The sequence below is a fragment of the Rahnella perminowiae genome (genome assembly GCF_019049755.1).
Lineage (GTDB): Bacteria > Pseudomonadota > Gammaproteobacteria > Enterobacterales > Enterobacteriaceae > Rahnella > Rahnella perminowiae.
This window is the reverse complement of the sequence record NZ_JAFMOS010000131.1, coordinates 1-918: the sequence shown is the minus strand read 5'-3', so window position 1 is coordinate 918 and position 918 is coordinate 1. Positions and strand designations below refer to the sequence as shown.

The 918-nt window shown below is 47.7% G+C and carries 1 protein-coding gene; it reads right to left on the bottom strand.

Annotated elements, in window-relative coordinates; translation table 11 throughout:
• Positions 1-48: 48 nt before the first annotated feature.
• Positions 49-873, bottom strand: a complete 825-nt coding sequence (bacA, locus tag J1785_RS00710) for an undecaprenyl-diphosphate phosphatase (protein ID WP_129954630.1) — start codon at positions 871-873, stop codon at positions 49-51.
• Between the last annotated feature and the right edge of the window lie 45 nt (positions 874-918).

The following is a 918-nucleotide window of genomic DNA, read 5'->3' as shown; positions in this document are numbered from 1 at the left end:
CGGTTATTCACCGTGCGGGGCTTTTTATGGCCTCAGGGCAAGCAAAAATCAGGCAATGAAGACAAAATACACGGCAATTGCCACGAAGAAACGGTAAATCGCAAACGGGATAAACGAAATACGTTTAATCACCGCCAGGAAGGTTTTAATCGCGATCAGCGCAACAATGAATGCAGAGACAAACCCTGTGACAAACATCGGTAAATCTGACATGTTCAGGAAGCTGTAGCTCTTGTACAAATCCAGAGCCGTCGCCCCCATCATCATCGGCACCGCCAGCAGGAAAGAGAACTCAGATGCCGCAAAACGGCTAATTCCCATTAACATCCCGCCACTGATGGTCGCCCCTGAACGGGAGAACCCCGGCCAGAGCGCCAGACACTGGAAAACACCGATCATAAATGCCTGGACGTAGGTGATGTCATCCACGCCCTCGGCACGCGGTTTTTTGGGTTTCAGCAATTCAGCAGCAATCAGCAAGATACCGCCGACAACCAGCGAGTACATGACATATTTTGGCTCAAACAACGTTTTGATTTGAGAGTGCAAAAGCAGCCCCACTACCGTTGCCGGAACCATTCCCAATATAATATGTAATAAATTCAAACGGCGAAAACCGGTGCCTTCGTGAACAGGCGGTTTACCGAAATGCAAACCTAACATGCTGAACAAACGACGCCAGAACATCACAACCACAGCCAAAATTGAACCTAACTGAATAACGACTTCAAATGATTTTGAGGTATCCCCGGTAAAGCCAAGAAGATTCCCGACAATAATCAAATGACCGGTAGAAGAGACAGGCAAAAACTCCGTGAGCCCTTCAACCACCCCCAAAATAGCCGCAACAAGCAAAGAATGACTTTCGACGATCATTATCGCACCCTACCCTTTAAAAGATCCGCTATGGGAAATATG